Origin of the sequence: Pseudomonas sp. GZJR-8, from assembly GCF_002916705.1 — a bacterium.
GTDB lineage: Bacteria > Pseudomonadota > Gammaproteobacteria > Pseudomonadales > Pseudomonadaceae > Aquipseudomonas > Aquipseudomonas synxantha_A.
The window spans coordinates 362,482-387,877 of the sequence record NZ_JXSI01000003.1; the positions used below are offsets into that span (position 1 = coordinate 362,482).

The 25,396-nt window shown below is 59.8% G+C and carries 23 protein-coding genes; 11 read left to right on the plus strand and 12 right to left on the minus strand.

What is annotated here, in order from left to right:
• Positions 1-95 precede the first annotated feature (95 nt).
• Positions 96-656, minus strand: a complete 561-nt coding sequence (locus TK42_RS07890; RefSeq protein WP_078820072.1) for a HutD family protein — start codon at positions 654-656, stop codon at positions 96-98.
• Entirely contained in the window at positions 653-1,363 is a 711-nt protein-coding gene (gene hutC, locus TK42_RS07895) for a histidine utilization repressor (protein ID WP_171905445.1), read from the minus strand. The genes TK42_RS07890 and hutC overlap by 4 nt, the downstream gene beginning before the upstream one ends.
• Before the next feature lie 147 nt (positions 1,364-1,510).
• Here hutC and TK42_RS07900 point away from each other — a divergent pair, with 147 nt between their 5' ends.
• Entirely contained in the window at positions 1,511-2,875 is a 1,365-nt protein-coding gene (locus tag TK42_RS07900; RefSeq protein WP_103733953.1) for a formimidoylglutamate deiminase, read from the plus strand.
• 111 nt (positions 2,876-2,986) lie between these two features.
• Here the strand turns inward: TK42_RS07900 and TK42_RS07905 are convergent, their stop codons facing one another.
• The 4 genes from TK42_RS07905 to TK42_RS07920 form a co-directional block, all read right to left on the minus strand.
• Positions 2,987-3,556: a lipocalin family protein gene (locus tag TK42_RS07905; RefSeq protein ID WP_032878349.1), complete on the minus strand. Its 570-nt coding sequence runs from the start codon at positions 3,554-3,556 to the stop codon at positions 2,987-2,989.
• A gap of 30 nt (positions 3,557-3,586) precedes the next feature.
• Positions 3,587-3,841: a hypothetical protein gene (locus TK42_RS07910; RefSeq protein ID WP_005783949.1), complete on the minus strand. Its 255-nt coding sequence runs from the start codon at positions 3,839-3,841 to the stop codon at positions 3,587-3,589.
• Between the two features lie 176 nt (positions 3,842-4,017).
• Entirely contained in the window at positions 4,018-5,028 is a 1,011-nt protein-coding gene (locus tag TK42_RS07915) for a class 1 fructose-bisphosphatase (protein WP_032878350.1), read from the minus strand.
• A 183-nt stretch (positions 5,029-5,211) separates the two neighbouring features.
• Positions 5,212-7,662 carry a glycogen/starch/alpha-glucan phosphorylase gene (locus tag TK42_RS07920; protein ID WP_078820070.1) on the minus strand — a complete coding sequence of 817 codons (2,451 nt, stop codon included), beginning with the start codon at positions 7,660-7,662 and terminating at the stop codon, positions 5,212-5,214.
• Between the two features lie 237 nt (positions 7,663-7,899).
• On the opposite strand from TK42_RS07920, the gene TK42_RS07925 reads away from it, so the two are divergent.
• A complete protein-coding gene (locus tag TK42_RS07925; RefSeq protein ID WP_003187815.1) occupies positions 7,900-8,334 on the plus strand; it encodes a YkgJ family cysteine cluster protein in 435 nt (144 codons plus the stop codon).
• A 193-nt stretch (positions 8,335-8,527) separates the two neighbouring features.
• On the opposite strand, the gene typA is transcribed toward TK42_RS07925, so the two are convergent.
• Together typA and thiI are read right to left on the minus strand one after the other, a co-directional pair.
• Positions 8,528-10,348 carry a translational GTPase TypA gene (gene typA / locus TK42_RS07930; RefSeq protein WP_005783945.1) on the minus strand — a complete coding sequence of 607 codons (1,821 nt, stop codon included), beginning with the start codon at positions 10,346-10,348 and terminating at the stop codon, positions 8,528-8,530.
• A gap of 139 nt (positions 10,349-10,487) precedes the next feature.
• On the minus strand, positions 10,488-11,942 hold the full coding sequence (gene thiI / locus TK42_RS07935; RefSeq protein WP_005783943.1) for a tRNA uracil 4-sulfurtransferase ThiI: 1,455 nt from the start codon (positions 11,940-11,942) through the stop codon (positions 10,488-10,490).
• 334 nt (positions 11,943-12,276) lie between these two features.
• Here thiI and glnA point away from each other — a divergent pair, with 334 nt between their 5' ends.
• The 4 genes from glnA (at position 12,277) to ntrC (ending at position 17,264) form a co-directional block, all read left to right on the plus strand.
• Positions 12,277-13,683, plus strand: coding sequence for a type I glutamate--ammonia ligase (gene glnA / locus TK42_RS07945; RefSeq protein ID WP_005783941.1), 1,407 nt, complete (start codon positions 12,277-12,279; stop codon positions 13,681-13,683).
• Positions 13,684-13,888: 205 nt separating this feature from the next.
• A complete protein-coding gene (locus TK42_RS07950; protein WP_103733954.1) occupies positions 13,889-14,425 on the plus strand; it encodes a chorismate mutase in 537 nt (178 codons plus the stop codon).
• A gap of 320 nt (positions 14,426-14,745) precedes the next feature.
• The gene (gene glnL, locus TK42_RS07955; RefSeq protein WP_005783937.1) at positions 14,746-15,831 is read left to right on the plus strand and encodes a nitrogen regulation protein NR(II); all 1,086 of its coding nucleotides are present in this window, start codon (positions 14,746-14,748) and stop codon (positions 15,829-15,831) included.
• On the plus strand, positions 15,828-17,264 hold the full coding sequence (gene ntrC / locus TK42_RS07960) for a nitrogen regulation protein NR(I) (RefSeq protein WP_003187806.1): 1,437 nt from the start codon (positions 15,828-15,830) through the stop codon (positions 17,262-17,264). The genes glnL and ntrC overlap by 4 nt, the downstream gene beginning before the upstream one ends.
• Positions 17,265-17,713: 449 nt before the next feature.
• Here the strand turns inward: ntrC and TK42_RS07970 are convergent, their stop codons facing one another.
• Entirely contained in the window at positions 17,714-18,154 is a 441-nt protein-coding gene (locus TK42_RS07970) for a hypothetical protein (RefSeq protein WP_078820069.1), read from the minus strand.
• Here TK42_RS07970 and TK42_RS07975 point away from each other — a divergent pair.
• Positions 18,153-18,608 (plus strand): tRNA (cytidine(34)-2'-O)-methyltransferase, encoded by a 456-nt coding sequence (locus TK42_RS07975; protein WP_003171120.1) that lies wholly within the window; start codon positions 18,153-18,155, stop codon positions 18,606-18,608. The genes TK42_RS07970 and TK42_RS07975 overlap by 2 nt on opposite strands.
• A 127-nt stretch (positions 18,609-18,735) precedes the next feature.
• Here TK42_RS07975 and secB read toward each other — a convergent pair whose 3' ends face one another.
• The 3 genes from secB to TK42_RS07990 are packed head-to-tail and all read right to left on the minus strand — an operon-like array spanning position 18,736 to position 19,927.
• On the minus strand, positions 18,736-19,215 hold the full coding sequence (secB, locus tag TK42_RS07980; protein ID WP_005783933.1) for a protein-export chaperone SecB: 480 nt from the start codon (positions 19,213-19,215) through the stop codon (positions 18,736-18,738).
• A 42-nt stretch (positions 19,216-19,257) separates the two neighbouring features.
• Positions 19,258-19,512, minus strand: coding sequence for a glutaredoxin 3 (gene grxC, locus TK42_RS07985; protein ID WP_078820067.1), 255 nt, complete (start codon positions 19,510-19,512; stop codon positions 19,258-19,260).
• 1 nt (position 19,513) lies between these two features.
• Entirely contained in the window at positions 19,514-19,927 is a 414-nt protein-coding gene (locus TK42_RS07990; RefSeq protein WP_003187796.1) for a rhodanese-like domain-containing protein, read from the minus strand.
• 151 nt (positions 19,928-20,078) lie between these two features.
• Between TK42_RS07990 and gpmI the strand changes: the two genes are divergently transcribed.
• The 4 genes from gpmI (at position 20,079) to TK42_RS08010 (ending at position 25,273) form a co-directional block, all read left to right on the plus strand.
• On the plus strand, positions 20,079-21,605 hold the full coding sequence (gene gpmI / locus TK42_RS07995; RefSeq protein WP_078820066.1) for a 2,3-bisphosphoglycerate-independent phosphoglycerate mutase: 1,527 nt from the start codon (positions 20,079-20,081) through the stop codon (positions 21,603-21,605).
• A gap of 258 nt (positions 21,606-21,863) precedes the next feature.
• Positions 21,864-23,159 (plus strand): murein hydrolase activator EnvC, encoded by a 1,296-nt coding sequence (locus TK42_RS08000; protein ID WP_005783927.1) that lies wholly within the window; start codon positions 21,864-21,866, stop codon positions 23,157-23,159.
• 30 nt (positions 23,160-23,189) lie between these two features.
• On the plus strand, positions 23,190-24,497 hold the full coding sequence (locus TK42_RS08005; RefSeq protein WP_005783925.1) for a S41 family peptidase: 1,308 nt from the start codon (positions 23,190-23,192) through the stop codon (positions 24,495-24,497).
• Positions 24,498-24,499: 2 nt separating this feature from the next.
• Positions 24,500-25,273, plus strand: a complete 774-nt coding sequence (locus TK42_RS08010) for a divergent polysaccharide deacetylase family protein (RefSeq protein WP_103733955.1) — start codon at positions 24,500-24,502, stop codon at positions 25,271-25,273.
• Positions 25,274-25,396 lie beyond the last annotated feature (123 nt).

The following is a 25,396-nucleotide window of genomic DNA, read 5'->3' on the forward strand; positions in this document are numbered from 1 at the left end:
AATGTGGGAGCTGGCTTGCCTGCGATAGCAGTGTGTCAGTCAGCACATCCTAGGCTGATACACCGCTATCGCAGGCAAGCCAGCTCCCACAGTTTTTAACCGAGTGCGGTCAATTCGATTACGCAGCTGCGGCCGCTGACCGAGATATCCAGCAAGCCAGTGTTACCGTCCACTTGCAGGCAATCGTGATGGCCGAGCTTCTCGCCCAACACCTTCACCTCATCCGCCACGCTGAACACCAACACCGTCTGCGCCGTGCTGAAAAACTGCTGCACACCATCCACCCACTGCAACCGTGCATGGTAACGCTCGGGCGAGTAGATCAGGTTGAAGTCGCGGATCGGCCCAGTGATCAAGCGGCAGGAAACCTGGCTTTCACCCTGGAACGCGAACGGCTGCAACGGTAACAAGCCGCGCTGCTCCTCGCCGTCCACGGTCAACACCATGCCCGCGCCCTTGATCACCGTGATCACGCGCTGGTAACCGGCGAAGGTGGAAAAACCACCCGACTCGGCGATATCGGCAATCGACACACGCCAGCCAAATCCATCCAGGCCGGTGCCGGCGTCGCGGCTGATTTCTTCGGTGCTGCCGCCACCGTTTTTCCACGGCATGCGCACGTAGTCGGCGGCGCGCCAGACCTTCACTGTACTCATTTGCTGAAACGTCCTTCCAGGCTGTGACGGGAACCGGGGTGGATCAATCGCGCAGCGGTTACCGGCTGGCGACCCGACCAGGTGCGACGGCGAATCAACAGGCACGGCTCGCTCGGCTCGATCTGCAACAGCTTGCACTCGGCTGCGTCGGCAAGGATCGCTTCGACCACATGCTCACCCTCGGTCAACGGCGCGACCTGGTTCAGATAGGCATAGGGGGTTTGCTGGGTGAAGTCCTGCTGCAAATATTGCGGCGCAACCAGGGCGTTGACGAAACGATCTTCGATTTGCACGGGAATATCGTTCTCGTAATGCACGATCAACGAGTGGAACACGCGCCCACCTTCACGCATTTCCAGGGCGACGGCGCGTTCGGAACCCGCGGCCTCTTCGCCCAGGGTGATGACCTGGCACGTGTGCCGATGCCCGCGGGAAGCGATTTCATCGGCAATGTTGTGCACTTCAAACAGCGCCGACTGGCTCTTCGGCTCGGCCACGAACGTACCCACGCCTTGCATGCGCACCAGCAGACCTTCGGCGGTAAGCTCACGCAGGGCGCGGTTAATGGTCATGCGGCTGAAACCCAGCTGGCTGACCAGTTCGCTTTCCGACGGCACGCGGTAATGGGGCGGCCAGTTGCCGTTGAGGATCTGCTGGCTGATCATCTGTTTGACGCGGGCATACAAGGGCGCCGGACTTTCGTCCATGTGGGCAGCCAGCGAAGACTTGGCAGGCGGAGTCGGCACGAGGAATCCTTGCAGGGGAAAAAGATGCATAGATTGCCGGAGTTTACCGAGCAGGCAAACGTCTGTATATGTATATACAAATAAACACACGACCGGGGTGCCTTGATCATGTCCGCTTTCTTTGCCGAACGCGCGCTGCTGCCTAATGGATGGGCCAACGATGTACGTCTTGAAGTCAGCGCCGATGGCCTGCTGACCCATGTTGAGCCCAATGCCAGTGCAGACGCTGCCGAACGGCTCAGAGGCCCAGTATTGGCGGGCATGCCAAACCTGCATTCCCATGCCTTCCAGCGCGCAATGGCAGGTCTGGCCGAAGTGGCCGGCAACCCCAATGACAGTTTCTGGACTTGGCGCGACCTGATGTACCGCATGGTCGGCAAGATCAACCCCGAGCAGTTACAGGTCATCGCCCGCCAGCTGTATATCGAAATGCTCAAGGCTGGGTACACCTCGGTGGCCGAGTTTCATTATGTGCATCACGATACCAACGGCCAGCCTTATGCCGACCGTACGGAACTGTCACGCCAGATCAGCCTGGCAGCCGCCAGCAGTGGGATCGGCCTGACCTTGCTGCCGGTGCTCTATACCCACGCAGGTTTCGGTGGCCAGGCGCCGAATGAGGGGCAGCGCCGGTTTATCAATAGCACCGAGCACTACCTGGACCTGCAAGCGCGTTTGCAGCCGATCCTGGCGGCACAACCTGCGCAGCAACTGGGCCTGTGTTTCCACTCCCTGCGTGCGGTCACCCCCGAACAGATCCAGCAAGTGCTGGCGGCCAGTGACAAGACCTGCCCGGTGCATATCCATATCGCCGAGCAGCAAAAAGAAGTCGACGATTGCCTGGCCTGGAGCGGCAAGCGCCCGCTGCAATGGCTGTATGACAACGTTGAAGTGGACGAGCGCTGGTGCCTGGTGCACGCCACTCATGCCGATGCTGACGAAGTGACGCGCATGGCCAACAGCCGAGCGATTGCCGGTTTGTGCCTGACCACCGAAGCCAACCTGGGCGATGGGATTTTCCCGGCGGTGGATTTCCTTGCCCAGGGCGGACGCATGGGTATCGGCTCCGACAGCCATGTTTCACTGAGCGTGGTGGAGGAATTACGTTGGCTGGAATACGGCCAGCGTCTGCGCGATCAACGGCGTAATCGCCTGTATCGCAGTGATCAGCCAATGGTTGGCCGCACGCTGTTCGATGCTGCGCTGGACGGTGGCGCACAGGCGCTTGGCCAGCCGATCGGGCGGCTGGAAGTCGGTAAGCGGGCGGATTGGATTGTGCTGGACGGTAGCGACCCGTACCTGGCGACCGCCAGTGAGGATGGGATTCTCAATCGCTGGCTGTTTGCAGGTGGCGATCGCCAAGTGCGCGACGTGCTGGTCAATGGCAAGTGGGTGGTGCGGGATGGGCATCATGCCGGCGAAGAAGGCAGCAGCCGGGCATTCACCCAGGTCTTGAAGGCTTTGTTGGGCTAACGGCCAACACCTAACAAATGTGGGAGGGGGCTTGCTCCCGATAGCGGTGTGTCAGTATCAGATGTACTGGCTGACACACTGCATCGGGAGCAAGCCCCCTCCCACATTTGATTACTGCGAACTCTTGGCCATTTGTTTATCTGAAGTACGCCAGATCAACCGCGTAGTGTCATACCCCTGCTGTCGCGCCCTACTGAGCAAGTCTTCACGCGTCTCGGCACTCACCGTCGGCGTGCGCGACAGGATCCACATATAGCGCCGGCTCGGGCTGCCGACGATGGCGGTCTTGTAGTCATCGCTGACATACAGCACCCAGTAATCGCCCTTGGCAACGCCCGGCAACAGTGACGTAAACCAGTTATTGAATTCCACCCAGAGCTTGTCGGTTTTGCCAGGCACCTGCGGCGTGGCCGTGCCTTTGGCTTCTTGCCACTTCCATTCAGGCGTCAGGCAGCGGTTGAACACCGACATGTCGCCATCCGGCAGCAAGGTGTAACGCGCCTCGGACTGCGCGCAGTTGCGCTGGAAGTACATCGGCAATCGGGCCAACTCATACCAGGTGCCCTGGTAACGCTTGAGGTTGACGTTGGTTGCCGTCTTGGGTTGCAGATCATCGCCAGAATGGCTGGCGCAGCCCGCCAAAAACAGGCTGGCGCAAAGGAACAAAACAAAACGCATCATTCTTCTTCTCCCGCAGGCTCGCGCCCCGGTTTACTTCAGGCCTTGCCCGGAAAACATCAGAACTTTGTCACCGGCGTACTGCACGCTGATAAAGCTGTTTTTATCGCCCCAGGTGCAGCTGGACATGCCCAGCGCACCGGAACAATCGGTCGGCTTACCCAGCAACGACTCCACCTCGGCCTTGGCCATGCCAGCCGACAGTTTCTGGTAGTTTTCTTGAGTGACCTTGCTGCAAGCGGCTAACAGCACGCAAAAAGTCAGCAGGGCGAGACGGCGTAAAGACATGGAAAAGCTCCTGGAGAGACAAAGCAGCTGGGGTATCTGCCAGAAGCTTAGAAGGGAAAAGGGGTGTCTGGTTCCCGACGAGCGAAAACAAAAAAGCCCCGAAAACGCTGAAACGTTTCGGGGCTTCTTCAAGGGTGAACGGCCTCACAACACAGTGGATAACTTATCGCCGTGTATTACTTCTTGTGGTAGCTGGTCACACGCTCAACTTCTTCCTTGGAACCCAGGAACACCGCCACACGCTGGTGCAAACCTTCAGGCTGGATGTCGAGGATGCGCTGGTGGCCATCGGTGGACGCACCGCCTGCCTGCTCAACCAGGAACGACATCGGGTTGGCTTCGTACATCAGGCGCAGTTTGCCCGGCTTGGACGGCTCGCGGCTGTCGCGTGGGTACATGAACAGACCACCACGGGTCAGGATGCGGTGCACATCGGCAACCATCGCAGCGACCCAGCGCATATTGAAGTTCTTCTTCAACGGGCCTTCTTCGCCTTCCATCAACTCGTTGACGTAGCGTTTCACCGGTTCTTCCCAGTGACGCTGGTTAGACATGTTGATGGCGAATTCCTGGGTAGAAGCAGGAATCGAAATGTCTTCGTGGGTCAGCACGAAGCTGCCCATTTCGCGGTCCAGGGTGAAGCCTTTGACGCCATCACCCAGGGTCAGCACCAGCATGGTTTGTGGACCGTAGATGGCATAACCGGCAGCGACCTGCTCGGTGCCCGGCTGCAGGAAGGCCTTTTCGTTCAGGGCTTCGTTCTGGCTCAGGTATTCATTCGGGCAACGCAGTACCGAGAAGATGGTGCCGACCGGTGCATTGATGTCGATGTTGGACGAACCGTCCAGTGGGTCGAATACCAGCAGGTAAGCGCCTTTCGGGTACTTGCCAGGGATCTGGTAGGCATTGTCCATTTCTTCGGACGCCATGCCGGCCAGGTGACCGCCCCATTCGTTGGCTTCGAGCAGGATTTCATTGGAGAGTACGTCGAGCTTCTTCTGCACTTCACCTTGGACGTTTTCAGTGCCCATGCTGCCCAGGACGCCGCCCAGTGCGCCTTTGGAAACGGCGTGGCTGATTTCCTTGCAAGCACGCGCCACCACTTCGATAAGGAAGCGCAGATCGGCAGGCGTGTTGTTGCTGCGGGTCTGCTCGATCAAATAGCGACTCAGGGTAACGCGGGACATGGAAGGCTCCGGAGAATGGGGGGCTGAAAACCCGCGCAGTTTAACGCGAGTCGAGGGTTATTTCCTCTAATCAGAGGATTTAACGCCAATAGAGTTCACGACCTGGCGCCACGACCCTCTCCAACATCGCAGAACCCATGTGGGAAGGGGCTTGCCACCTCCCACATTTTTTAACCGCAGTGGTCAGTCGAGGGCTTTCCAGATCTCGGTGGCGTACTCGCGGATGGTCCGGTCCGAGCTGAACCAGCCCATGCGCGCGGTATTGAGCACCGCCGAGCGCCACCATTCCTTGGAGTCGTGCCAATGCGCTTCGACCCGCGCCTGGGCGTCCCAGTAGGAATCAAAGTCGGCACACACCAGGAAACGGTCGTAGTCGATCAGCCCATCGATCAGGCCCACATAGCGCCCCGGATCATCCGGCGAGAACACCCCGCCACGGATCGCTTGCAACACGTCGTTCAAGCGATGGGACGCGGCGATGTCCGGCCCGGCGTTGAACTCACCGGCGTGCTTGCGGGCTTCCACCTGCTGGGCACTGAGGCCGAAGATAAACATGTGCTCGGCGCCGACCCGCTCGTGCATCTCCACGTTGGCGCCGTCCATGGTGCCGATGGTCAGCGCGCCGTTGAGGCCGAACTTCATGTTGCTGGTACCCGAGGCTTCAAAGCCGGCAGTGGAAATCTGCTCCGACAAATCCGCCGCCGGAATGATGCTCTCCGCCAGGCTGACGTTGTAGTTGGGCAGGAACACCACTTTGAGCAAACCGCGCACGGTCGGGTCGTTGTTGACGGTGCGGGCGATGTCGTTGGTCAGCTTGATGATCAGCTTGGCCTGGTGGTAGCTGGCTGCAGCCTTGCCGGCGAAGATCTTCACCCGCGGCACCCAGTCGGTGCCCGGCTCGGCGCGGATCGCCTGGTACAGCGCCACGGTGTGCAGCAGGTTGAGCAGTTGGCGCTTGTATTCGTGGATGCGCTTGACCTGCACATCGAACATCGCCGCCGGGTTGATCGCGATACCCAGGCGCTCATGGATGATCTGGGCCAGTGCACGCTTGCTGTGCAGGCGCTGTTCAGCGAAGGACTTGCGGAAAGCCTGCTTCTCGGCGAACGGCTCCAATTCGATCAAGCGCTGCTCAGGCTGGTCGAGAATATCCGGCCCCAGGGCTTCCACCAGCATATCGGTCAGCTTGGGGTTGGCCTGGTACAACCAGCGGCGGAAGGTGATGCCGTTGGTTTTGTTGTTGATGCGCTCGGGATACAGCTTGTGCAGCTCGGAGAACACCGTGCTGCGCATCAACTGGGTATGCAGGCCCGATACACCGTTGACGCTATGGGAGCCGAGGAATGCCAGGTTGCCCATGCGCACGCGGCGGCCGTTGTCCTCTTCGATCAGCGAGACGGCGCGCAGTACGTCGAAGTCGTGGATGCCCTTGGCGCGCAGCGAGTCGATGTGTTGGGCGTTGATCAGGTAGATGATCTGCATGTGCCGGGGCAACATGCGCTCCATCAGACCTACGGGCCAGGTTTCCAGCGCTTCGGGCAGCAAGGTGTGGTTGGTGTACGACAGGGTTTCGACGGTGACATCCCACGCGGCTTCCCACGGCACGTCATGCAGGTCGACCAGTTGGCGCATCAGCTCGGCCACGGCGATGGACGGATGGGTGTCGTTGAGCTGGATCGCGGCGTGTTCGCCCAGGCTCAGCACCGAACCGTGCATGTTCTTGTGGCGGCGCAGCAGATCCTGCAAGGACGCCGAAACGAAGAAGTACTCCTGGCGCAGGCGCAGTTCCTGCCCCGCTTCAGTGCTGTCGGCCGGGTAAAGCACGCGAGAGATGCTTTCGGCACGGGCCACCTCGGCGACGGCGCCCAAGTGGTCACCGGCATTGAAGCGCTCCAGGTGCAAGTCTTCCACAGCCCGTGCACGCCAAAGGCGCAGGGTGTTGACGCTGGCGCCACGCCAGCCGACTACCGGGGTGTCATAGGCAACAGCCCTGACAGTTTCGTTGGGCGACCACACCTGGATCATCTTGCCGGAGGCGTCCGCCAGGGTTTCGACGCTGCCGCCAAAGCCGATCGGGTAAATCACTTCGGCGCGTTCGAACTCCCAAGGGTTACCAAAATCCAGCCAGCGTTCGGTCTGCTCCTGCTGCCAGCCATCAACGATGGCCTGGCGGAACAAGCCGTGCTCATAGCGAATGCCATAGCCATGCCCGGCAATCCCCAAGGTCGACATGCTTTCCATAAAGCACGCCGCCAGACGGCCCAGGCCACCATTGCCGAGCGCCGCGTCGGGCTCAAGCAGGCGGATGCGCTCCAGATCGACGCCCAACTCCGACAGCGCTTCACGGGCGATCTCCAACACGCCCAGATTGCTCAGGCTGTCGTACAACAGACGGCCAATGAGAAATTCCAGCGAGAGGTAATAAACGCGCTTCTGGCCTTTGCGATAAATACGCCGCGTGTGGTCCATCCAGTGATCGACCATCTGGTCGCGGGCGGCCAGGGCAATGGCTTCGAACCAGTCATGGTCAAAGGCGTGATCCGGGTCTTTGCCCACCGCGTAGGTGAGTTTGGTCAAGACAGCATCGCGGAATGCGGCTACCTCTGCTTCTCGTGCAAGCGGTTCCTGAGACATCGGTGCGACCTCGGGCGAGATTGAAGGAGTTGCTAGAGCCTAGTCGGTCTGACAGACGGTAGACGTGCTGGTTCGGCAGTTTTTTAACTCATTCACCATTGGCTGAATTTGATGCAGGGGTCGTGCCCGATCAGGCCGCGGCGAAGCCTTTGAGCTGAAACCTGCAAAATATTGTTCAAAAAACCACCAATCCCGGTATGATCCCGCGCCCGTATACCGCCCCACCCTGGAACCCTGATGAAGCCTCAACTGATCGCCGCCGCGGAACTCGACCGTCTCGAAACGTGGCAGAAATATTCCGCCCACATGTGCGGCGGCTGCGTGTCCAGCTGTTGCACCCTGCCGGTTGAGGTGAAGATCAAGGACCTGATCCGCATTGGCATCGTCGACGAGTTCGAGCGCGGCGACCCGCCGAAGAACATCGCCAAGCGTTTGCAGAAAGAAGGCATCGTCGAGCGCTACAACAACAAATCCGAGATTTTTACCCTGCAGCGCATGAGCAACAACGACTGCCTGTATCTGGATCGTAAGACGCGCTTCTGCACTATTTATGACAAGCGCCCGGATACTTGCCGCAACCACCCGAAAATCGGGCCGCGGCCGGGGTATTGCGCTTACAAGCCCAAGGAAGTGGTACGCGAGACCAACTTCAAGACTCTCGATAAATTCTGACTCGGGTTTTGTAGTGTTCTGAAGGGCCTCATCGGGGGCAAGCCCCCTCCCACATTTTGATTTGGGAACACATTCAACTGTGGGAGCTGGCTTGCCTGCGATGGAGCCAGTAAAGACGACACACAAACTGCGGGCACAAAAAAACGCCCCCGGCCTTTCGACCGGGGGCGTTTTTCATTCAGCCTGAGTTAACTCAGTTCTTGGCTTTCTTGGCAGCGCGGGTACGCTCGCCTTCGTCCAGGATCTTCTTACGCAGGCGGATCGACTTAGGCGTGACTTCGCACAGCTCGTCGTCCTGGATGAATTCCAGGGCCTGTTCCAGGGTGAAGCGAACAGGTGGGACCAGAGCGATGGTTTCGTCTTTGCCCGAAGCACGCATGTTGTCGAGCTTCTTGCCTTTGGTTGGGTTGACGCCCATGTCGTTGTCACGGCTGTTCAGACCAACGATCTGGCCGTTGTAGATCTCTTGACCGTGTTCAACGAACAGCTTGCCACGCGCCTGGAGGGTTTCCAGGGAGTAGGTCAGCGCCTTGCCGGTTTCTACCGATACCAGAACACCGTTCTGACGGCCGGACATGTCGCCGGACTTCATGGTGTCGTAGCGATCGAAGATCGAGGTCAGGATGCCAGCACCGTTGGTCAGGGTCAGGAACTGGTTACGGAAACCGATCAGACCACGAGCAGGGATGTTGTATTCCAGACGTACACGGCCTTTGCCATCCGGCACCATGTTGGTCAGGTCGCCCTTACGCAGGCCCATCTCTTCCATGACCTTGCCCTGGGATTCTTCAGGGGTGTCGATGGTGACGTTTTCGAACGGTTCCTGCTTCACGCCGTCAACAGTACGGATGATCACTTCCGGACGACCAACACCCATTTCGAAGCCTTCGCGACGCATGGTTTCGATCAGTACCGAGAGGTGCAGCTCACCACGGCCGGAGACCTTGAACTTGTCAGCCGAGTCGCCTTCTTCAACGCGCAGAGCAACGTTGTACAGCAGCTCCTTGTCCAGACGCTCCTTGATGTTACGGGAGGTCACGAACTTGCCTTCTTTACCGCAGAACGGCGAGTCGTTTACCTGGAAGGTCATGGAAACGGTTGGCTCGTCAACGGTCAGAGGCTTCATCGCCTCAACGTTGTCCGGCTGGCACAGGGTGTCGGAGATGAACAGCGAGTCCATGCCGCTTACGCATACGATGTCGCCAGCGAAAGCTTCTTCAACGTCGATGCGGTGCAGACCGTGGTGCCCCATCAGCTTCAGGATACGACCGTTACGCTTCTTGCCGTCGGCGCCGATAGCGACAACCGGGGTGTTCGGCTTGACGCTACCACGAGCGATACGGCCAACGCCGATAACACCCAGGAAGCTGTTGTAGTCCAGTGCCGAGATTTGCATCTGGAACGGGCCGTCACGGTCAACTTTCGGCGCGGGTACGTTGTCGACGATCGACTGGTACAGCGGGGTCATGTCTTCAGCCATGTCGGTGTGGTCAAGACCAGCAATACCGTTCAGGGCCGAGGCGTAGATGACCTGGAAGTCCAGCTGTTCTTCGGTGGCACCCAGGTTGTCGAACAGGTCGAAGATCTGGTCCAGAACCCAGTCCGGACGCGCGCCTGGACGGTCAACCTTGTTGATGCACACGATCGGACGCAGGCCGGCTTCGAAAGCCTTCTTGGTCACGAAACGGGTTTGCGGCATAGGGCCGTCTTGAGCGTCAACCAGCAGCAGAACGGAGTCAACCATCGACATTACGCGTTCTACTTCGCCGCCGAAGTCGGCGTGGCCCGGGGTGTCCACGATGTTGATGTGGTAGCCGTTCCAGTTGATGGCGGTGTTTTTTGCCAGGATGGTAATACCGCGCTCTTTTTCCTGGTCGTTGGAGTCCATCACGCGCTCGTCGTTGAGCTCGTTGCGCTCCAGGGTGCCGGATTGACGCAGGAGTTTGTCTACCAGGGTGGTTTTACCATGGTCAACGTGAGCAATGATGGCGATGTTACGTAGATTTTCGATCACTTGTGTATCTCGATCAGAGGATTCGGTGTGCTGACAGGTCGTGGCAGCGATTAACAGTAGAGTCAGGCCTTGCCGTTACAGCTTGACGGCAGAGTCGGGGGGCCGGTGACGCAGGCCACAGGCAAACAGCCCCGGGCTCTTAGCTCGGTCGATAAACGCGCACATTGGCATGCCCCTCACTGAGCAAATGGTGGGCATGCAGGCGACTCATCACGCCTTTGTCGCAATACAACAGGTACTGACGGCTGTTATCCAGTTCCTTGAAACGCGCGTTCAGTGCGTAGAACGGCAGCGTTTGCACGTCGATGCCGGCGATTTCCAGCGGCTCATCCTCAGCGGCATCCGGGTGACGGATGTCGATGACGATCTGGCCGGCCAGGGCTTCGCTGACTTCTTCGATTTTTACATCCTGGCCCAACTCGTCGATCACCCGATCGATTGGGACCAGCTTGGCGTTCTCGAGCGCACGCTCCAGAATCGCCATGTCGAATTCTTTCTCTTCATGCTCCACGCGGTGACGCTTGGCGTGGGTCTTGGGGTTCACCGAGATGACCCCACAGTACTCGGGCATGTGCTTGGCAAAGTCGGCGGTGCCGATTTGCTCTGCCAGGTCGATGATGTCCTGCTTGTGGCTGGCGATCAGCGGGCGCAACACCAGCTTCTCGGTGACGCAGTCGATGATCGACAGGTTTGGCAGCGTCTGGCTGGACACCTGGGAAATCGCCTCGCCGGTCACCAGCGCGTCGATCTGCAATTGATCGGCGATTCGGGACGCGGCGCGCAACATCATACGCTTCAATACCACGCCCATATGACTGTTATCGACTTTGCCGAGAATTTCGCCCAGCACTTCCTCGAACGGCACGCTTACAAATAGCACGCGCTGGGAGCTGCCGTACTTCTTCCAGATAAAGTGCGCAACTTCCATCACGCCCAATTCATGGGCACGCCCGCCCAGGTTAAAGAAGCAGAAGTGGCTCATCAGGCCGCGGCGCATGATCTGGTAGGCCGCCACCGTGGAATCGAAACCGCCGGACATCAATACCAGGGTCTGTTCCAGGGCGCCCAGCGGGTAGCCGCCGATGCTGTTGTGCTGGCTGTGGATCACAAACAACCGTTGGTCGCGAATTTCCATGCGCACTTCAATTTGCGGCGCTTTAAGGGAAATTCCAGCGGCGCCGCACTCGCGACGCAGCTTGCTGCCGACGTATTTCTCTACATCCATGGAGCTGAAGGTGTGCTTGCCGGCACGCTTGCAGCGCACCGAAAAAATCTTCCCTTCAAGTGCACTGCCGTAGTGCTGCTTGCACTTTTCGGTGATGTCGTCGAAGTCGCCCAGCGGGTACTCATCCACCTGCAGGAAATGCGCGATGCCCGGCATGCAGCTCAGGCGCTCGGTCATATCCTTCAAGGCTTTGGCGTCAGTAATGCGGGTTTCCAGCTCGAGGTTGTCCCACACACCGTTCACCACCACAGCCGGGTCCAGGTCACGGAGCACGGCACGGATGTTCTTGGCCAACTGACGGATGAAACGCGTCCGTACCGGTCGGCTTTTGATGGTGATCTCGGGGAAGACTTTAACGATTAATTTCATGGAAACAGCGCGCGCCGGGCCTGCTGAAAAAGGGGGGCGCGGATTATAGCGGAAATCGCTCAAGGTTTAACCAGTTAATATGCATCGAACGTGCAACGCACCAAAACGGGTCATTTACACAAATAAACGCTACATTGCAGTGCGCTATTTCTCACACTTTGGCCTATTGCACCGCTATAGGGGCCATTTTGAGGCAAAAAGACCATGTTGGCGCACTGGCATGTAATTTGCTCTCTTGTGAGGCAGGTTGCCTTGGCGGAGTATCCGCGCCGGCATCACCCACATTCTAAGGGCTAACTCCACTACCCAAGCCCGAAGCCACCCGGAGGACACCATGTCGAAGTCGGTTCAACTCATCAAAGATCATGACGTTAAATGGATTGATCTGCGCTTCACGGACACAAAAGGCACTCAGCACCACGTGACCATGCCGGCTCGCGACGCGCTGGATGATGCTTTCTTCGAAGAAGGCAAAATGTTCGACGGCTCCTCCATCGCCGGCTGGAAAGGCATTGAAGCTTCCGACATGATCCTGATGCCGGACGACAGCACTGCCGTGCTGGACCCGTTCACCGAAGAGCCGACCCTGATCCTGGTCTGCGACGTGATCGAGCCGTCGACCATGCAAGGCTACGACCGCGACCCACGTGCGATCGCCAAGCGTGCCGAGGAATACCTGAAGTCCACCGGTATTGGTGACACTGTATTCGTGGGCCCGGAGCCAGAGTTCTTCATCTTCGACCAAGTGAAGTTCAAGTCCGACATCTCCGGCTCCATGTTCAAGATCTACTCCGAACAAGGTTCGTGGATGTCCGACCAGGACGTGGAAGGCGGCAACCATGGCCACCGTCCAGGCATCAAAGGCGGCTACTTCCCGGTTCCACCGTTCGACCACGACCACGAAATCCGTACCTCCATGTGCAACGCCATGGAAGACATGGGCCTGGTCATCGAAGTGCATCACCACGAAGTGGCGACTGCCGGCCAGAACGAAATCGGTGTGAAGTTCAACACCCTGGTGGCCAAGGCTGACGAAGTTCAGACCCTGAAGTACTGCGTACACAACACTGCCGTCGCTTACGGCCGTACCGCTACCTTCATGCCCAAGCCTCTGTACGGCGATAACGGTTCGGGCATGCACGTTCACCTGTCCATCGCCAAAGAAGGCAAGAACACCTTCGCAGGTGAAGGTTATGCCGGCCTGTCCGACACCGCCCTGTACTTCATCGGCGGCATCATCAAGCACGGTAAGGCCCTGAACGGCTTCACCAACCCGTCGACCAACTCCTACAAGCGTCTGGTCCCAGGTTTCGAAGCTCCGGTAATGCTGGCCTACTCGGCGCGTAACCGCTCTGCCTCGATCCGTATTCCTTACGTGTCCAGCCCGCGCGCTCGCCGTATCGAAGCTCGCTTCCCGGACCCGGCTGCCAACCCATACCTGGCCTTCGCTGCACTGGTCATGGCCGGCCTGGACGGTATCCAGAACAAGATCCACCCTGGCGACGCCGCCGACAAGAACTTGTACGACCTGCCGCCTGAAGAGGCCAAAGAGATCCCACAAGTGTGCGGCAGCCTGAAAGAAGCCCTGGAAGAGCTGGACAAGGGCCGTGCGTTCCTGACCAAAGGCGGCGTGTTCAGCGACGACTTCATCGACGCTTACATCGCCCTGAAAAGCGAAGAAGAAATCAAGGTGCGCACCTTCGTACACCCACTGGAATACGAGCTGTACTACAGCTGCTGATCCGGTAGCGTTGCTAAGGTAGCGTGATGAAAAAGACCTCCTTCGGGAGGTCTTTTTTTTGCCTGGGCGTTATGCAGCTTCAAATCTGCAAACCCAATCAAAAAGGTGGGAGGGGGCTTGCTCCCGATGGCAGAGTGTCAGGCAATATGTGTGTTACTGACACACCGCCATCGGGAGCAAGCCCCCTCCCACAAGGAGATCTGCGTTGAAACATAAATTCGTGTTCGCCCTGCTGTTCGTCAGCGCCGGTGTTTACGCCGCCCCACCTACCTTGGAGCCACTGCTCAACAGCATCGCCGAACGCCTGGAGATTGCCGATCAGGTGGCCTTGAGCAAATGGGACAGCCACAAACCCGTCGAAGACAAAAACCGCGAGCAGGAAGTGATCGCCAGCGTCGTCGCCCAAGCCCCGAGCTACAAGCTTGACCCCGCCGCCGCCGAGCAGTTTTTCTCGGCGCAGATCGAAGCGAACAAACTGGTGCAATACACCCACCTGTCCGACTGGCAGTTCCAGGGCAAGGCCCCCGACGATCCGCGCCCGGATTTGGTCAAGCAGATCCGCCCGCAACTGGACGAGTTGCAAAAACGCTTGCTGCAACAGTTGGCCGACTTCACCCCGCAACGCACCGACCCGCAATGCCCGCAATGGCTGGCCACCGCCGTGCATGAGCCGCTGAATGATCCGCTGCGCCAACTGGCAATGATCCGCGCCACCGCCGAACTCTGCATCTACAAAGGTTAATGACTGCAAACAAGGTAAAAATGTGGGAGCAAGCCCCCTCCCACATTTGGACTGTATGCATTCAGGGCCATCTCTGGCAGCTTCCTGAACAACCTTCACAAAACCGCACTATATTGGTGCGATAGGTTGCACCCTTACTCCAGCCACAGCCCATTTTGGTTCGAATCTTCCCGACAAAGCTGGCAGAACGCCACAGTTTCGCGCCACAACCCCCTATTTCAGGGCTTTAACGCTTCTTTTCGGAGCCTTGGTTTGGTTTTTGCATTTTCCTTGTATCAGCGTGTGCCTCAAGCCTGCGCCTTGCTCCAAAAGAGGTCCCGATGACCATCAGCGATGCACTGCACCGTTTGTTACTCGACAACCTGACCACCGCGACCATCCTGCTCAATGCCGATCTGCGCCTTGAGTACATGAACCCGGCGGCGGAGATGCTCCTGGCCATCAGCGGCCAGCGCAGCCATGGGCAGTTCATCAGCGAGCTGTTCACCGAGTCGGCCGAAGCCTTGAGCTCGTTGCGCCAGGCCGTGGAGCAGGCACATCCGTTCACCAAGCGCGAAGCGATGCTCACCGCCCTCACCGGCCAGACCCTGACGGTCGATTACGCCGTAACCCCCATTCTGAGCAATGGCGCCACGCTGCTATTGCTCGAAGTACACCCCCGCGACCGCCTGCTGCGCATCACCAAGGAAGAGGCGCAGCTGTCCAAGCAGGAAACCAGCAAGATGCTGGTGCGCGGCCTGGCTCACGAGATCAAGAACCCGCTCGGCGGGATTCGCGGCGCCGCGCAGCTGCTGGCCCGCGAGCTGCCCGAGGAGCATCTCAAGGACTACACCAACGTCATCATCGAAGAAGCCGACCGCCTGCGTAACCTGGTGGACCGGATGCTCGGCTCCAACAAGTTGCCGTCATTGGCGATGACCAACGTGCATGAGGTGCTGGAGCGCGTCTGCCAACTGGTCGAGGCCGAAAGCCAGGGCTGTATCACCCTGGTACGCGACTATGACCCAAGCATTCCTGATGTATTGATCGACCGCGAGCAGATGATCCAGGCGGTGCTCAATATCGTGCGCAACGCCATGCAGGCCATCAGCAGCCAAAACGAGCTGCGCCTGGGCCGCATCAGTTTGCGCACCCGCGCCCTGCGCCAGTTCACCATCGGCCATGTGCGCCATCGCCTGGTGACCAAGGTCGAGATCATCGACAACGGCCCCGGCATTCCCGCCGAACTGCAGGAAACCATCTTCTTCCCCATGGTCAGTGGCCGCCCGGACGGTACCGGGCTGGGCCTGGCCATTACTCAGAACATCATCAGCCAGCACCAGGGCCTGATCGAATGTGAGAGCCATCCCGGCCACACCACGTTCTCGATCTTCCTGCCATTGGAACAAGGAGCCCCCACGACATGAGCCGTAGTGAAACTGTCTGGATCGTCGATGACGACCGTTCTATCCGTTGGGTCCTGGAAAAAGCCTTGCAACAGGAAGGCATGACCACCCAAAGCTTCGACAGCGCCGACGGGGTGATGAGCCGCCTGGCACGCCAGCAGCCGGACGTGATTATCTCCGACATTCGTATGCCCGGCGCGAGCGGCCTGGACTTGCTGGCGCGCATCCGCGAGCAGCACCCGCGCTTGCCGGTGATCATCATGACTGCGCACTCGGACCTGGACAGCGCTGTCGCGTCCTACCAGGGCGGCGCCTTTGAATACCTGCCCAAGCCATTCGACGTGGATGAGGCGGTGGCGCTGGTCAAGCGCGCCAACCAGCACGCCCAGGAACAACAGAACCAAGAAGCCCCGCCAACCCTGACCCGCACCCCGGAAATCATCGGTGAAGCGCCGGCGATGCAGGAAGTGTTTCGCGCCATCGGGCGCTTGAGCCACTCCAACATCACTGTGCTGATCAACGGCGAGTCGGGCACCGGTAAAGAGCTGGTGGCCCATGCCCTGCACCGTCACAGCCCACGGGCGGCTTCGCCGTTTATCGCGCTGAACATGGCGGCGATCCCCAAGGACCTGATGGAGTCCGAGCTGTTCGGCCATGAGAAAGGCGCGTTCACCGGCGCGGCCAACCTGCGGCGCGGGCGCTTTGAACAGGCCGACGGCGGCACGCTGTTTCTCGATGAGATCGGCGACATGCCGGCCGATACCCAGACCCGCTTGCTACGGGTGTTGGCGGACGGTGAGTTCTATCGTGTCGGCGGGCACACACCGGTCAAGGTTGATGTGCGCATCATTGCGGCCACCCACCAGAACCTCGAAACCCTGGTACACGCGGGCAAGTTCCGTGAGGACTTGTTCCACCGCCTCAATGTGATCCGCATCCATATCCCGCGCATGTCGGACCGTCGCGAAGACATCCCCACCCTCGCCCGCCACTTCCTCAGCCGCGCCGCCCTGGAGCTGGCGGTGGAGCCCAAGCTGCTCAAAAGCGAGACCGAGGAATACCTCAAGAACCTGCCGTGGCCCGGCAACGTGCGCCAGCTGGAGAACACGTGCCGCTGGATCACCGTAATGGCCTCCGGGCGTGAAGTGCATATCAGCGACCTGCCGCCTGAGCTGCTGAGCCTGCCGCAGGATTCGGCACCGGTAACCAACTGGGAACAAGCGCTGCGTCAATGGGCCGACCAGGCACTGGCGCGCGGCCAGTCGAACCTGCTGGACAGCGCCGTGCCGGCATTCGAGCGGATCATGATCGAGACCGCGTTGAAGCATACCGCCGGCCGCCGTCGCGATGCGGCCGTGCTACTGGGTTGGGGGCGCAATACCCTGACGCGCAAGATCAAGGAGTTGGGGATGAAGGTGGATGGTGGGGATGATGATGAGGGTGATGAGGCCTGATCACACCTCCCAATTCCACTGAAAGTCTAATGTGGGAGGGGGCTTGCTCCCGATAGCAGTGGGTCAGACACAGATGTGGTGACTGAACTACTGCTATCGGGAGCAAGCCCCCTCCCACATTTGGATCTCTGCAATTCCACGACTGTGCACCGCTTCAATGCACCATGAACCGGCATCGGGCACGGGCTGGATACGTGGAAGACCGTTATCGCGGGACAACTCTCGCAAGCTGAAACCACCAAAGCCCCGGATTACGGGGCTTTGCGCTTTTTGGAAAAATTTTATGGGTGAAATTGCAAACTCTGGCACGCGCCCTGCAATAACCCTCGTACAACCCAGTTTCGGGGACCTTGGTACAGGCAGGCCGAGAATCCCCTCTTTAACACCGAAGCCTTAGGCTTCACCCCGTTTTGGGAGCCCTGGTACAGGCAGGCCGGGAACTCCCTCTTTTATTGCTCCTGGAGATGGACCTCCAGCCGCCAGCGGTCATCGACCTGCTCGCCTTTCCACTCCCCACGCAACGGTCGCGCCGCCACCAGGTTCAGCAGCAAACCGCCATCGGTCTTGCGCACACGCCAGTTCACGTCCTTGTCATTGACCTTGAGCTGCCCGCTGGCCGCCTTGCCCTGGGCGTCAAACAGCAGCGCCACGGTGCCGTCGATATGCTCACCGTGCAGCTTGGGCTCACGGTTGAACCACACCGCTACACCGTCGACAGCAGGCACCACCTCCAGTAACTGGACTGGGTCTGGCGTGGTCAGGCGACCGATCATCAAACCCACCATCAAGCCGACAATCGCCAACGAGCCCAAAACCCTCGGCAATAGCTTCGGCCTCGGGTCTTCTTCAGGGGTAGAATGCAGCGCATCTTTGCCTTCGGAGCCGTGCATGTTTCACGTCATCCTTTTTCAACCAGAAATTCCGCCGAATACCGGCAACGTTATCAGGCTGTGCGCCAACAGTGGCTGCCACCTGCATTTGATCGAGCCGTTGGGCTTCGACATGGACGACAAGCGCCTGCGCCGCGCCGGGCTGGACTACCACGAGTACGCCACCCTCAAGCGCCATGCAGACCTGGCCAGCTGCCTGGAAAGCCTGGGCCATCCACGCTTGTTTGCATTCACCACCAAGGGTTCGCGGCCATTTCACGACGCCAGCTTTGCCGAGGGCGATGCCTTCCTGTTCGGCCCGGAAAGCCGTGGCCTGCCGGCCGAGGTGCTCGACGCCCTGCCCGATGGCCATCGCCTGCGTTTGCCGATGCGTGAAGGCTGCCGCAGCCTGAACCTGTCCAACACCGTAGCCGTCGCCGTCTATGAAGGCTGGCGCCAGCTTGGCTTTAAATAACACCGCATAACAAATGTGGGAGGGGGCTTGCTCCCGATGGCGGAGTGTCAGTCGACATCTAAGTGACTGTTCCACCGCTATCGGGAGCAAGCCCCCTCCCACATTGAGTGCTGCGTCGGGTTCGAGATTACTGAACCGTCGGCGCGCCTTCCTGTTGCATGCGCTGCAGCTCTTGGGCGTACAGGGCATCGAAGTTCACCGGAGCCAGCATCAGTGCCGGGAACGAGCCACGGGTGACCAGGCTGTCCAGGGTCTCACGGGCGTACGGGAACAGGATGTTCGGGCAGAACGCGCCCAGTGTGTGGCTCATGGACGCTTCGTCCAGGCCCTGGATCAGGAAGATACCGGCCTGTTGCACTTCAGCGATGAAGGCCACTTCTTCGCCGTTCTTGACGGTGACCGACAGGGTCAGCACTACTTCGTGGAAGTCGCCTTCCAGGGCTTTCTGACGGGTGTTCAAGTCCAAGGCAACGCTTGGGGTCCATTCCTGACGGAAGATCGCCGGGCTTTTCGGCGCTTCGAACGACAGGTCACGCACGTAGATACGCTGAAGCGAAAATTGTGGGCCTTGGTCTTGCGCTGCTTCGGTGTTCTGTTGATCAGTCATCGCAGATCCTTCTTTATCTTGGGGTTCTTAAGGGGTTAGCAGTCAGACGGACAGCAGCGCATCAAGTTTACCGGCGCGCTCCAGGGCGAACAGGTCATCGCAACCACCGATGTGCTTGGCGCCGATCCAGATCTGCGGGACCGACGTGCGGCCGGCCTTCTGGGCCATTTCGGCACGCACCTGGGGCTTGCCATCGACCTTGATCTCTTCGAAGGCAACACCCTTTTTCTCAAGCAGGGCCTTGGCCCGCATGCAGTAAGGGCACCAATCGCTGGAATACACGACAACCTTATTCATGTCACTTCACCAACGGCAGGTTATCGCCACGCCAGCTGCTGATACCACCTGACAGCTTGGCGGCGGTGAAGCCGGTCTTGAGCATCTCGCGGGCGTGGGTGCCGGAGTGCTGGCCTTGGGCGTCGACCAGAATGATGGTCTTGGCCTTGTATTTTTCCAGCTCGGCCAGGCGTGCAATCAGCTTATCCTGCGGGATGTTAAGGGCACCAACGATATGGCCGGCGGCATAATCCTTGGCCGGGCGAATATCGACGACAACGGCCTCATCCTTGTTGACCAGCGCGGTCAGCTCCGACGTGCTCAGGCTGCGACCACCGCGGCTCAGTTCATGTGCGATCAGCAACGCCAGCAGGATGACGAAGGCACCCACGAGCAGGTAGTGGGCAGTGGCAAATGCAATCAGGTGATCAACCATCAAGGAGGTTCCAGGGCGTTAAAATGGCGGTAAGTATACACAGCCGCCAAGGAGGGCCAACCCCCGTAAAGCGGTGACGCGCTCGGAACTTCGCTTTAAACTGCCACTCCCTTTTCCATTGTCTTCCTTTATTACCGCCGCGAGAGGATCTATGACTACCACGCCTAAACCTTTGGTCCTGATAATTCTCGATGGCTTCGGACACAGTGAAAGCCACCACGACAACGCCGTGTACTCGGCCAACAAGCCCGTGCTGGACCGCCTGAGCGCTACCGTCCCCAACGGATTGATCTCCGGTTCCGGCATGGACGTGGGCCTGCCGGACGGCCAGATGGGCAACTCGGAAGTCGGCCACATGAACCTCGGCGCCGGACGAGTGGTATACCAGGACTTCACCCGCGTCACCAAAGCGATCCGCGATGGCGAGTTTTTCGAGAACCCGACCATCTGCGCCGCGGTGGATAAAGCCGTGGCCGCCGGCAAGGCCGTGCACTTCATGGGCCTGCTGTCGGATGGCGGTGTACACAGCCATCAGGACCATCTGGTGGCAATGGCCGAACTGGCCTTCAAGCGCGGCGCCGACAAGATCTACCTGCACGCCTTCCTCGACGGTCGCGACACCCCGCCGAAAAGCGCGCAATCATCCATCGAACTGCTCGACACCACCTTCGCCGCCCTCGGCAAGGGCCGCATCGCCAGCCTGGTGGGCCGTTACTTCGCCATGGACCGCGACAACCGCTGGGACCGCGTGTCCCAGGCCTACAACCTGATCGTCGACGGCCAGGCCGAATTCAATGCCGCCACGGCCCAGGAAGGCCTGGAAGCGGCCTACGCCCGTGGCGAAAGCGACGAGTTCGTCAAGGCCACCACCATCGGCGAGCCGGTGAAGGTCGAAGACGGCGACGCCGTAGTATTCATGAACTTCCGTGCCGACCGTGCCCGCGAGCTAAGCCATGTGTTCGTCGATGAAGGTTTCAAGGACTTCGAGCGCGCACGCCAGCCGAAAGTCGAGTTCGTCATGCTCACCCAGTACGCCGCCAACATCCCGGCCCCGTCGGCGTTCGCCCCGGGCAGCCTGGAAAACGTGCTGGGTGATTACCTGGCGAAAAACGGCAAGACCCAGCTGCGCATCGCCGAGACCGAGAAGTACGCCCACGTGACGTTCTTCTTCTCCGGTGGCCGTGAAGAACCGTTCCCGGGCGAAGAGCGCATCCTGATCCCGTCACCAAAAGTCGCCACCTACGACCTGCAGCCGGAAATGAGCGCGCCGGAAGTGACCGACAAGATCGTCGATGCCATCGACAACCAGCGTTACGACGTGATCGTCGTCAACTACGCCAACGGCGACATGGTCGGCCATAGCGGTAACCTGGAAGCGGCGGTCAAGGCCGTTGAATGCCTGGACCTGTGCGTTGGCCGCATTGTCGACGCCCTGGAAAAAGTCGGAGGCGAAGCGCTGATCACCGCAGACCATGGCAACTGCGAGCAGATGTCCGACGAATCCACCGGCCAGGCACACACCGCCCACACCACCGAGCCGGTGCCGTTCATCTATGTCGGCAAACGTGACCTGAAAGTGCGTGAAGGTGGCGTGCTGGCGGATGTGGCGCCGACCATGCTGATGCTGATGGGGCTGGAGAAGCCTGAAGAGATGACTGGGACCTCGATCCTGGTCTGATCCAAAGTACGCCACAAAACAGTGTGGGAGCGGGCTTGCCCGCGATAGCGGCTAATCAGTCGACATCTATGTCGCTGACCCACCGCAATCGCGGGCAAGCCCGCTCCCACATTGGTTTTGTGGTGTTTGATAGATGTCTTTTTGCCATATCACCGCCACTCGGCACCTATCTTGCCGTAACTCCCCAATTGGGCGTTTTTTTTGCCGCGCTTGGCGGGCATACTAGGCCGTCCTTTTCCCCTGGTGTCGCCCGCCTCTATGCTTCGCGCCTTGATAACCCTTGCTCTTGTCTGCCTGCTCCAACCGGCGTTTGCCGATGAGCGCGCACAAACCCAACAACAGTTGGACGCTACGCGTCAGGACATTACCGAGCTGAAAAAGCTGCTCGGCAAGCTCCAGGAAGAAAAATCCGGGGTGCAGAAAGACCTGCGCGGCACCGAAACCGAAATGGGCAAGCTTGAGAAGCAGGTCCAGGAGCTGCAAAAAGAACTAAAGAAGAGCGAGTCGGAACTGGAGCGACTCGACGCTGAGAAAAAAAAACTCCAGAGCGCACGCGTTGAACAGCAACGCCTGATCGCGATCCAGGCCCGCGCCGCCTACCAGAGCGGCCGCCAGGAATACCTCAAGCTGCTGCTCAACCAGCAGAACCCGGAAAAATTCGCCCGCACCCTCACCTATTACGATTACCTGAGCCAGGCGCGCCTGGCGCAATTGAAGGGTTTCAATGAAACCCTGCGCCAATTGGCCAATGTCGAGCAGGAAATTGCCGACCAGCAGTCGCAACTGCTCGACCAGAAAAGCGCCCTCGACGTTCAGCGCGACCAGTTGGACAAGGTGCGCAAGGAGCGCCAGCAGGCTCTGGCCAAGCTCAACAGCGATGTAAAAGCCCGCGACGCCAAGCTCCAGGCCCGCGAGCAGGATCAGGCCGACCTGGCCAAAGTGCTCAAGACCATCGAAGAAACCCTGGCCCGCCAGGCACGCGAGGCCGAAGAAGCGCGGCAAAAAGCGCTGATCGCCCAGCAGGAAGCGGAAAAAAAGCGTCAGCGTGAGGCCGAACTGGCTGCCACCAGCGACGCGCCGGCACCGCGCAAACCCGCGCGCGCCAGCCCCGGCCCGCTGGTTTCCAGCAGCGGCGAGTCGTTCGGCGGCCCTTTTGCTTCAGCGCGGGGCAAACTTCCATGGCCGGTTGATGGTCGACTATTGGCACGCTTTGGGGAAACCCGTGGCGATGACACCCGCGCCAAGTGGGATGGGGTGATGATCAGCGCCTCAGCCGGCAGCCAGGTCCATGCCGTTCACGGTGGGCGCGTGGTGTTTGCCGATTGGCTGCGGGGCGCCGGTTTACTGGTGATTCTCGACCATGGAAATGGCTATTTGAGCCTTTACGGCCACAATCAGACATTACTCAAGTCGGCAGGTGATGTTGTAAAAGCCGGTGAATCCATCTCCACTGTCGGTAACAGTGGCGGCCAGGACACCCCGGCGCTGTACTTCGCTATTCGTCAGCAGGGTCGCCCGAGCGATCCCGCACAATGGTGCCGTTCCCAAGGATAGGGCCGCATCTACATTAGGAGTTCGTTCGACATGCTGCATTTGTCCCGCCTCACTTCGCTGGCCCTGACGATCGCCCTGGTGATCGGCGCGCCTCTGGCTTTTGCCGACCAGGCTGCACCCGCTGCAATGGCCGCGACCACCAAGGCGCCGTTGCCGCTGGATGAGCTGCGCACCTTTGCCGAGGTCATGGACCGGATCAAGGCAGCGTATGTCGAACCCGTAGACGACAAGGCCCTGCTGGAAAATGCCATCAAGGGCATGCTCAGCAACCTCGACCCGCACTCCGCCTATCTGGGCCCTGAAGATTTCGCCGAGCTGCAGGAAAGCACCAGCGGCGAGTTCGGTGGCCTGGGCATCGAAGTGGGCTCCGAAGACGGCCAGATCAAAGTGGTCTCGCCCATCGACGATACCCCTGCGTCCAAGGCCGGTATCCAGGCCGGCGACCTGATCGTGAAGATCAACGGCCAGCCGACCCGTGGCCAGAGCATGACCGAGGCCGTCGACAAGATGCGCGGCAAGCTCGGCCAGAAAATCACCCTGACCCTGGTACGCGACGGCGGCAACCCGTTTGACGTGACCCTGGCCCGCGCGACCATCACGGTCAAGAGCGTGAAGAGCCAGTTGCTGGAGTCGGGTTACGGCTACATCCGTATCACCCAGTTCCAGGTCAAGACCGGCGACGAAGTGGCCAAGGCCCTGGCCAAGCTGCGCAAAGACAATGGCAAGAAACTCAACGGCATCGTGCTCGACCTGCGCAACAACCCCGGCGGCGTATTGCAGTCGGCAGTTGAGGTGGTCGACCACTTTGTCACCAAGGGCCTGATCGTTTATACCAAAGGCCGTATCGCCAATTCCGAACTGCGCTTCTCGGCCACCGGCAACGACCTGAGCGAAAACGTGCCACTGGCGGTGCTGATCAACGGCGGCAGTGCCTCAGCGTCGGAAATCGTCGCCGGCGCGCTGCAAGACCTCAAGCGCGGCGTGCTGATGGGCACCACCAGTTTTGGCAAAGGTTCGGTGCAGACGGTGTTGCCGTTGAACAACGAACGCGCATTGAAAATCACCACAGCGCTGTATTACACACCGAACGGCCGCTCGATCCAGGCCCAAGGCATCGTGCCGGACATCGAAGTGCGCAGGGCCAAGATCACCAACGAGATCGACGGCGAGTACTACAAGGAGGCCGACCTGCAGGGTCACCTGGGCAATGGCAACGGCGGCGCCGACCAGCCTACCGGCAGTGGCGCCAAGGCCAAGCCGATGCCGCAGGACGATGACTACCAACTGGCCCAGGCACTGAGCCTGCTCAAGGGCCTGAGCATCACGCGCAGCCGTTGATCATGCGTTTTGCCCTGATCATCGCTGTGCTGTGCAGCCTGGCAGGGGTCGCTCACGCGGCCCCTGCCGGCGACCCCCACAAAGCCTACCTGACTCTCATCATCGACGACCTGGGGCAAAACCTGCCGCGCGATCGCCGTGTACTTGCGCTGCCCGGCCCGGTGACCACCGCGATCATGCCCGACACGCCCCATGCCGCCGAATTCGCCCGCGAGGCGCACAAGGCCGGCAAGATCGTGATCCTGCACATGCCCATGGACCCGGCCACCGGCCCCTTCGCCTGGCACCCCGAGCTACCGGTGGAAGAACTCGGCAAGCGCCTGGACGCCGCGTTCCAGGCTGTGCCCTATACCGCCGGCATCAACAACCACATGGGCAGCCGCATGACCGCGCAGCCGCAGGCGATGGCGTGGTTGATGGCCGAGCTACAACGGCGCCACAAGTTCTTCGTGGACAGCCGCACCAGCGCGCAGACCGTCGCAGCCGCCGAGGCGCAGAAAATCGGCTTGGCGCATGTTTCGCGGGATGTGTTCCTCGATGACGAACGCACCGAGGCAGCAATTACCACCCAACTGCAAACCGCAATCAAGCTGGCGCATAAGCAGGGTTCGGCGGTGATGATCGGGCACCCTTACCCACAGACCCTGGCGGTGCTGGAGCGCGAGCTGCCCAAGCTCAAGGCCCAGGGTATCGACTGGATCGATATCAAGCTGATGATCAGCGTGCGCAGTAATCGGGCCATGAGTGCCCACGGCAAAAACGGCATTTACCGCTAAATGAAGGCAGCGAAGATCCAATGTGGGAGGGGGCTTGCCCCCGATGGCGGTGTGTCAGCTGAAAATGTATTGGCTGATCTACTGCTATCGGGGCAAGCCCCCTCCCACATTTTGACCGCGTTT